This window comes from Vibrio sp. 10N.261.54.A5 (genome assembly GCF_041471145.1).
GTDB classification, from domain to species: Bacteria; Pseudomonadota; Gammaproteobacteria; order Enterobacterales; family Vibrionaceae; genus Vibrio; species Vibrio crassostreae_C.
This window is the reverse complement of the sequence record NZ_JBFRNU010000090.1, coordinates 1-9,175: the sequence shown is the minus strand read 5'-3', so window position 1 is coordinate 9,175 and position 9,175 is coordinate 1. Positions and strand designations below refer to the sequence as shown.

At 37.7% G+C, this 9,175-nt stretch carries 8 protein-coding genes; 7 read left to right on the top strand and 1 reads right to left on the bottom strand.

Features of this window, described 5'->3' with window-relative positions; all coding sequences use genetic code 11:
• From AB4329_RS21735 to AB4329_RS21705, 7 genes are all read left to right on the top strand, one after another.
• Window positions 1-1,046: EpsG family protein (locus tag AB4329_RS21735; protein ID WP_372139268.1), on the top strand; the 1,046-nt coding region annotated here is incomplete at its 5' end.
• 5 nt (window positions 1,047-1,051) lie between these two features.
• Window positions 1,052-2,080 carry a glycosyltransferase gene (locus tag AB4329_RS21730; RefSeq protein ID WP_372139267.1) on the top strand — a complete coding sequence of 343 codons (1,029 nt, stop codon included), beginning with the start codon at window positions 1,052-1,054 and terminating at the stop codon, window positions 2,078-2,080.
• A gap of 51 nt (window positions 2,081-2,131) precedes the next feature.
• Entirely contained in the window at window positions 2,132-3,019 is an 888-nt protein-coding gene (locus AB4329_RS21725) for an ATP-grasp fold amidoligase family protein (RefSeq protein WP_372139266.1), read from the top strand.
• Window positions 3,020-3,428: 409 nt separating this feature from the next.
• Window positions 3,429-4,595 carry a nucleotide sugar dehydrogenase gene (locus tag AB4329_RS21720; RefSeq protein ID WP_372139264.1) on the top strand — a complete coding sequence of 389 codons (1,167 nt, stop codon included), beginning with the start codon at window positions 3,429-3,431 and terminating at the stop codon, window positions 4,593-4,595.
• Window positions 4,596-4,605: 10 nt separating this feature from the next.
• Entirely contained in the window at window positions 4,606-5,610 is a 1,005-nt protein-coding gene (locus tag AB4329_RS21715; protein ID WP_372139263.1) for an NAD-dependent epimerase, read from the top strand.
• A complete protein-coding gene (locus AB4329_RS21710) occupies window positions 5,607-6,734 on the top strand; it encodes a glycosyltransferase family 4 protein (RefSeq protein WP_372139262.1) in 1,128 nt (375 codons plus the stop codon). Before AB4329_RS21715 ends, AB4329_RS21710 begins: the two co-directional genes overlap by 4 nt.
• 173 nt (window positions 6,735-6,907) lie before the next feature.
• Entirely contained in the window at window positions 6,908-8,755 is a 1,848-nt protein-coding gene (locus AB4329_RS21705) for an acyltransferase family protein (RefSeq protein WP_372139261.1), read from the top strand.
• A gap of 90 nt (window positions 8,756-8,845) precedes the next feature.
• Here the strand turns inward: AB4329_RS21705 and AB4329_RS21700 are convergent.
• Window positions 8,846-9,175, bottom strand: a 330-nt coding sequence (locus tag AB4329_RS21700) for a transposase (protein ID WP_372139259.1), incomplete at its 5' end; no start/stop codon positions are given.

Below are 9,175 nucleotides of genomic sequence, written 5' to 3'. Positions count from 1 at the left end.
CTATATATTATATAACAATTTTTCTCTTTATAGCTTTCGGTTATTTCTATGATCGACTTTCTATTTATAACAATGATAGAAATATATTTGTTATCTTTATCGTTATCATGTTTTTGATAATCTATGGGTTTCGATTTGAAGTTGGTGTAGATTGGGGGAATTATATTCGCTCTTACTACAGGCACGCTGGTTATGGTGACAATCTGTTTGAATTTACTACACCAGAAATAGGCTATAAACTTCTTAATATTATTGCTTATTATGTTGACAAGGGCATTGTCACAGTTATTTTTTTATCAACAGCTTTGTTTATTAGTTTTACACTTTTTGCACTTAAAAATATTGGACTAAACCCTTTTTATTTCTTCGCTATTGTTGCTCCGTATCATTTCGTGATGTCTGGCCTGAATTATACCCGCCAGGCGGTAGCACTTAGTATCTTCATTTATGCAATCTCTTGTTTAGTCAATGACAATAAGAACCGTTTTTTATTATTTATCGTTATTGCAGGCTCATTTCACACTTCTGCCTTGTGCTTTGCACCTTTATTTTTTATTAAAATCAAAAAGAGATACTTATCGATTATTTTGTTGCTAGTTGTCCCTGCGATTGTATTTTCGATGCTAAGTGAATATGAGCAATATTTAGAAGGAACTATGGATAGTGCGGGCTTATATTTACGTGCATTATACTTGATTGCCCCATCTTTATTATTGATGTTGCATTATAGAGCAGTAAAAGAGTTCTCTTTAATAGAAAAACGACTCATTTATCTAGTTCTGTTCTCTTTTCCTTTAATTGTTCTTTTCTCTATTCTTTCTTCAACAATCGCAGATCGGTTCGCATATTACTTTATTCTTTTAAATACTTTCTGTTGGATGTTGGTTAGTAGAAGGGATGAAAATGTTAATTCTAAGTATTTGAAACCTTATGGTAATCTAATTTTATTCGGATCTTCTTTTTTGGCTTTCATAGTTTGGACGTTATACACGCGTTATTTACCTAACTATGAATTTGATTCTTATTTTTATTATTGGTTAAATTGATTTACATGAAAAAAGCAATTCATATTATTAATGCTATGCAAGTTGGTGGTGTTGAAGTGGGAGTTCTTAGTCTCCTAAAAAGTAAATCAAATACTGACTATAAGGTTATGGCAGTAAAAGGTTGTGATGAGGATTTATACAATTCACTAACCGAAGATGAAAAATCAAGGCTATATATTTGTGGTGGTTATATTAACGCTATAAGATTTTTAATAAAATTGAAACCGAAAACTATTGTAAGTTCACTATGGAGAGCTCATTTAGTAAGTTTAATTTATAAACTAATAACCCCAAAAATTAAAAGGGTTCACTTTGTACATAATGCTGGGTTTGGCCATTTTATTAACAATACAATATCTCAGCTTTCCATTTATATGGCTGATTTTATATTTACTGATTCATCAGAATCTAAGGAATGGTTTGAACATAAAATGCGCCGAAAGGGTGCTGTTGTTGTTCCTATGAATGTCAGTTTTTCTAATGCTCCCAAAGAGGCTAGCTTTGATCCTCTTACCTTTGTTTTTGTAGGGCGTTTTTGTAAGCAGAAAAACTTGCATCAATCTATTGATTTTATAAAAAATCTAAATACTTTAGGTTTAAATGCTACATTCGATTTATATGGTAGAGATGATGGAGAGTTGGATAATCTGTTGACTTACATAAGCGAGCAAGGAATGACTGATGTAGTGACCGTCCATGGAAATGTTTTGCCGACTAAAATAGAAGATGAGATGAAAAATTATAACTATTATCTACAAAGTAGTCTTGCAGAAGGGATGGCTATCTCTGTTTATCAGGCGATTAAAAATGGGCTTATTGCCGTTATTAATCCTGTTGGTGAAATGCAGCACTATACTCGAAATGGTGTGAACGCTTTTTATTTGAATCTAGATGATATTCCTAATTCAGCTAATAAATTTAATGATATTTTTTCAAATGGTAAGATAAAAGAAATTAATGTTGGATATATAGTCAACAAAAAAAGCTACCCTAATTTTGATGTGAGCTTCTTCGAAGAAGTTAATAAACTGTAATGTTATGTGGTTCCTGGCTAGTTTTATCCCTTCATTTTAGAGTGTTAAGTTATGAACTTTAATAAAAAGTTAAAGAATGTTGTTAGAGATGTGATTAGGATTTTATTGGGTAAAAAAGGATATACTTATCTTCGTTTTATTCTAACTCATGGATATTTCCCTTCACTTAATAGCCCTAGCTCTTTTTCAGAAAAATTAATTTTTAGGAAATTTAATGTTGAACCAAAATCGTTGTCGAGGTTTGTTGATAAATACACTGTGCGAGAGTTCGTGAGTGAGAAAATAGGGGATGGTTATTTAATTCCTTTACTAAAGGTTAAAAGTACTATTTCACCCAGTGACTTTGATGATTTGCCTAGTAGTTTTGTTTTAAAAACAACTAATGGTGGTGGTGGTGAAAACGTTTTAATTGTTGAGGATAAATCAACATTAGATCTTGATGTAATATGTAAGCAGTTTAATGGCTATCTTAACATTAAAGTGGGGCATATCGTTGATGAGAATTTTTACGATATAGAAAAACCACAAATAGTTTTTGAAAAACTGATTAAGCATCAGGATGGACGTTACCCATCAGATTACAAACTACATGTATTTAATGGTCAAGAGTCTAAAGTTATTGTTCAAATAGATGCTGACCGTTTTTCCAATCATAAACGCTCACTTTTTGATGAGAATTTAAAACGCTTGGATTTTGATATTCAGCCTAAATATGACTCAATTGAAGATAGTTACAATTTCCCCTCAAATATGGATGATTTGATAGCCACTGCAAAAAAGTTATCAGCTCAATTTAAGTATGTTCGCGTTGACTTGTATAATGTGGATAGTAAAATTTATTTTGGTGAATTAACCTTTTGTCATGGCAGTGGTTGGGAACCTATTTCCTCAAAAGGAGCGGATTATTTATTAGGTAGTTATTGGGAAGAATACGATTAAATATTAATAGTGTTTGCCTATTTATCAGTATGTTATTAGAACTATTTCTATTAAGATCATGACAATGCCTCGTCACTTTACTATCGAAATCACTTCCAACACCAGTTGACAAAAAACACAGGATATCCATATGTGATAGGTTTGGTATCGTAGACTAATCTTACTTTTTCTGTTTAGGTTTCGTTCACTGGTAGTCAGGTACGTTCAACTAAAGAGCTTCAAAGTTACGCTCTTCATACAAATAGCGCGTAGGTTTGGGAAAAGTGAAAGATAACGACTTGCAGCCTTTAATTAGCCTACATAGTCCTTCGAATTAACTGTCACCAAGGATGCCTTGTTATATAATGAACAAATGTCTAGTTCATACTTTTTATTAGAACTAATTATTACTTAAACAGTTGGCTTATAAATGAAAATTGCTATTGCTGGTACAGGCTACGTTGGTCTGTCTAATGCGATGCTGCTTGCACAGCATCATGAAGTCGTTGCGGTTGATATCGTGGCTGAAAAAGTAGAGATGCTCAATAACAAGCAGTCTCCGATTGTTGATACTGAAATTACCGATTTTCTGACCAATAAATTACTTAATTTCACAGCTACACTTGATAAAGAGTTGGCGTATTCAAACGCCGATTATGTAGTTATTGCTACCCCTACTGATTATGACGTAGAGACTAACTACTTTAATACATCATCAGTTGTAGCGGTAATTAAAGACGTGATGGCGATTAACCCAAATGCAGTGATGGTGATTAAGTCGACCGTTCCTGTGGGTTATACAGCGCGCATTAAAGAGGAACTTGAATGTGAAAACCTGATGTTTTCACCTGAGTTCTTACGTGAAGGCAAAGCGTTATATGATAACCTACACCCGTCTCGTATTGTAGTAGGTGAGCGCTCTGAGCGTGCACAAGTTTTCGCGAACTTGTTGTTAGAAGGCGCGGTTAAAAAAGACGTTGAGATCCTGTACACCGATTCAACAGAAGCCGAAGCCGTAAAGCTGTTCTCTAATACATACTTGGCGCTTCGCGTTGCTTACTTTAACGAGCTAGACACCTACGCAGAATCCCACGGGTTGGATACGCGTCAAATTATCGATGGGGTTAGTTTAGACCCTCGCATTGGTTCTCATTACAACAACCCTTCATTTGGTTACGGTGGTTACTGCTTACCAAAAGATACTAAGCAACTGCGTGCTAACTACTCTGATGTGCCAAATAATATTATTGGAGCGATTGTCGATTCTAATACCACACGTAAAGATTTTATTGCCGACTCTATTATTAAAAGAAACCCAAGACGCGTGGGCATCTACCGATTAGTGATGAAGTCAGGTTCTGATAACTTCCGTGCTTCAAGTATTCAAGGCATTATGAAACGCCTTAAAGCAAAAGGTATTGAAGTGGTGGTGTTTGAACCCGAGCTTAAAGAAAAAGAGTTCTTCCGCTCACTAGTGTTAACGGATTTCGAACAGTTTAAGTCAAGCTGTGATGTAATTGTCTCAAACCGCATGGCTCAAGAGTTAGCGGATGTAAAAGACAAAGTGTATACGCGCGATTTATTCGGTTCAGATTAAGGAATCAGTAATGAAGTATTTGGTAACGGGCGCTGCAGGGTTTATCGGCAGTGCAGTAGTAGAGCAGTTAACTGCGAAAGGCCATCAAGTTGTTGGTGTCGATAACCTGAATGATTACTACGATGTCGCATTGAAAGAAGCACGCTTGAATCGCATCCAGCATGACGACTTCAAATTGGTTCATTTGGATATCGCTGATCGTGATGGCGTAGCTAACTTGTTTGACGCTGAGCAATTTGATCAAGTGATCCACTTAGCCGCACAAGCTGGGGTTCGCTATTCCATTGAAAACCCACATGCCTACGCCGATTCAAACCTTGTTGGTCATTTGAACATTCTGGAAGGGTGTCGTCACAATAAAGTGAAGCACTTGGTTTATGCCTCATCAAGTTCAGTATACGGGTTGAATGCTAAAACACCGTTTGCAACGTCAGATTCGGTCGATCACCCCGTTTCATTGTACGCAGCGACCAAGAAGTCGAATGAGCTGATGGCGCACAGCTATTCGCACTTATACGACATTCCTACCACAGGCTTACGCTTCTTTACCGTGTATGGTTCGTGGGGCCGCCCAGATATGGCACCATTTATTTTCACTAAGAAGATCCTTGATGGCGATACCATTGATATCAATAACAATGGTGATATGTGGCGTGATTTCACACACGTGAACGACATTGTTGAGGGGGTAGTACGTATCGCTGATGTGGTGCCAACGCGTGATAACGATTGGACAGTAGAAGCGGGTTCTCCAGCAACCAGCTCTGCGCCTTATGCGGTTTATAACATCGGCCACGGCTCTCCAATCAAGTTGATGGATTTTGTGAAGGCAATTGAAGATGAGCTAGGCATTGAAGCTAAGAAAAACTTCCGCGAGATGCAACCTGGTGATGTATACCAAACCTACGCTGATACGCAAGATTTGTTTACTGCTACGGGGTACACGCCAAAAGTCGGTGTTCAAGAGGGTGTAAAAGAGTTTGTCGATTGGTATAAGGGGTACTATCAAAAATGAGTGCATCAAAGACCGTAGTTATTACCTCCAATACGAGTTGGTATCTCTATAATTTTCGTAAAAACACGATATTAGCCTTGCTTAAAGAGGGTTATCGAGTAATTGCGGTTTCTCCCAAGGATGATTACTCGCAAAAACTTGCAGATTTAGGAGCGGAGTACCAACATATTGAGATTGACCAAGGAGGCACCAATCCAGTTAACGACGTGGGTACCTTTTTGAGGTTTATTGGACTCTACAGAAAACTACGCCCTGATGTAGTTCTGAACTTTACGCCAAAGAACAATATTTATAGTACTTTGGCTGCTTCATTATTTGGTGCAAAATCTGTCAATAATATCGCAGGGCTTGGCATGGTTTTTATCGAAGAGAACACCACGGCTAAACTCGCTCGTTTCTTATATAAAATCAGCCAACCTAAAGCGCATACTATTTTCTTCCAAAACAATGAAGATAGAGAACTATTTGCCAAACACAGACTGGCTCCTCTTGATATCACAGATAGAGTACCTGGCTCTGGTGCGGATCTAACTCGTTTTTCTCTGTCTCCTAGTGAGGATGATGGTGTGGTTCGTTTTTTACTGATCGCGAGAATGCTTTACGACAAAGGTATTGGACACTATGTGGAAGCGGCTCGTGAACTAAAATCCAAATACGGTGACAAAGTTGAATTTTGTTTACTCGGGTTTCTTGATGTCAAGAACCCTTCTTCCGTTTCAAAAGCTGAAATGAGTGCTTGGATCGAAGAGGGGGTAGTTAACTATCTTGGCACATCGGATAACGTTGAAGCTGAAATAGCAAAAGTTGATTGCATGGTGTTACCATCCTTCTACCGTGAAGGGGTTCCAAAATCCTTGCTTGAAGCTTGTGCTATGGGTAAACCTATCGTGACGACTGATAATGTAGGCTGCCGTGAGACTGTTGATGATGGTATTAATGGCTATTTGTGCGAACCGAGAAGCACATCAAGTCTTGTTGAAAAGCTAAAGTTGATGATAAACCTGTCACACGAGCAGCGCTTATCTATGGGTGAAATAAGCCGCATTAAAGTTGAAAATGAATTTGATGAAAAAATCGTTATTAATAAATACTTAAAAGCGGTTAGCTCTGCGTTTGATTCATAATTGCTAACATAAAAAATGCTCTCTCTGAACTACCTCTCTTAAGCTCAAATCGACAGCCGAAAGATGTCTGTCGACAATTAGCTTATTGGTAAACATTGGTGGAGTCTTTGAGGCGATTTCCGTAATTAATTTTGCTCTCATTTACGTGTGTAGCGTACCCTAGAAGATGACCTATGAGTTTTAGATACGATATTAATGGATTAAGAGCGATAGCAGTTCTTGCCGTTGTGCTTTTTCACTTTAACCCAAGCTGGGTGCCTGGTGGCTTTGCTGGTGTTGATGTGTTTTTTGTTATTTCTGGTTTTCTTATGACCAGTATTATTTTCCGTGGATTGGAAAATGACGATTTCAATCTGTTCAAGTTCTATGTAGCTCGTGCCAACCGTATCATTCCAGCATTAGCAGTACTGTGTTTAGCGATGTTGGTATTTGGGTGGTTATACCTTATTCCAATGGACTATAAGGCTCTCGGTAAGCACACTGCTAGCACTATGAGCTTCTTATCTAATGCCATTTATTGGCGCGAGTCCGGCTATTTTGATGCTGCATCCCATGAAAAATGGCTACTGCATACGTGGTCGCTATCAGTAGAGTGGCAGTTCTATATCATTTATCCCGCGCTGTTGATGGTGCTTAAGAAGTTTCTGTCTATTAGGAATATTAAACGTCTGCTGGTATTTGGAACGGTATTGGGCTTTGCATTCAGTGTTGTAGCAACAATAAAATGGCCAAACCCAGCTTATTACTTACTTCCGACTCGTGCGTGGGAGATGATGTTTGGGGGGGTAGCGTTTTTGTATCCCATAGCACTTACATATAACTATAAAAAGATAGTTGAGTACTCAGGGGTGTTATTAATTCTGCTCTCTTATGCCTTCATCTCTAGCGACATAGCATGGCCTGGACATTGGGCTCTTGTACCAGTCTTAGGTTCATATTTAATTATCGTTGCGAATAGGCAAAATAGTGCTGTAACTAATAATATTGCCTTTCAGGCTCTTGGTAAATGGTCCTATTCTATCTATCTTTGGCATTGGCCAATTGTTGTAGGTATCTATCAATTTTCACTAGATAATTTTTATGTTTATCTTGGTATTTTTATTTCAGTTATTTTGGGCTTTGTAAGTAACAGGTATATCGAATCGATTAATCTATTTAGTTGGCAACAATGGAGGAAGACGCTACAAGTCAAGCCTTTTTGGTACGCATTAAGCTTGATTGCTCTCTCTAGCACTATATTTATTAATAATGGATTTCAACACAGATTCGATTCTAAATATATCTCTATGCTTGAATCAGCCAAATCGAGCCCTTACAGAGACCTATGCCATATAAATAAATATAAATCACCAAAGGAAAGTTGTATTTATCAGGGGAGCGAAGTGACATGGGCTACATTTGGAGATAGTCATACTGTAGAAATAGCTTATGCTCTGGCAGAGCGTCTAAAAGCAAAGGATGAAGGTGTCAAACACTTCAGTTTTTCAGGATGTATGCCATCTTTGCATGTCAGTACGTCAACAAGCAAATGCGCTAATTGGTACAAGGAATCATTGGATGAGATATTGAACGATGAGAAAGTAAAAAACGTTGTTTTTAATCATAGATTTACTATGCATCTTGAAACTAGACCTGAACTTCGTGACGAGATATTTTTGTCGATTGACGATACAATAAATAAACTTTCAAAGCGTAAAGAAAATATTTATGTTTTTTATCCGATTCCAGAACTAAGCCGAACGGTGTCATCTCTGATAGGACAAAAGTTATATTATAATCAGGATTTTGATAGCTTAATTGATAACAATCTAAGCGATTATGACATTCGTAATCAATTAGCTGTAAGCCATTTTAATTCAACCACGTATCCAAGTAACGTACATTTCATATATCCGAGAGACATATTTTGCAAAAAGGCGGGGTGTTACGCAGTAATGAAAGGAAAGTCGCTCTATTTTGATGATGACCACCCGTCTGTCTTTGGGGCTGAGCTACTGGTAGCATCAATTTTTTTAGATTAGTCATTTATTAACATAATTGATTCCTTATTTTTGAGATAGATATGCCAGTAAATCGACAGTATCCGCCCCATGAACCCACGGGGCGACTTGTCAGTGTTTGAAGTTCCAAGGCAGGAGTGCGTCGATATCAGGCTCAGCTTTCGCCAGCTCTTTCATGCACTTGACCATGTAGTCGTAGAGGATAAGACCGTTGGCTTTCGCGGTCTCGATGATGCTGTAAAGCATCGCGCTCGCATCAGCACCGTTTGGTGTGTTAGAGAACAGCCAGTTCTTCCTGCCAATGACCAGTGGTTTAATTGCGCGTTCAGCGCGATTATTATCAATAGATAAGTGACCATCGTCGATATAACGAATAAGCTTTGACCACTGCCCAAGCGTATATTTTATCGCTTTGCCTAGTGCAGGGCGGGATCGCACTTT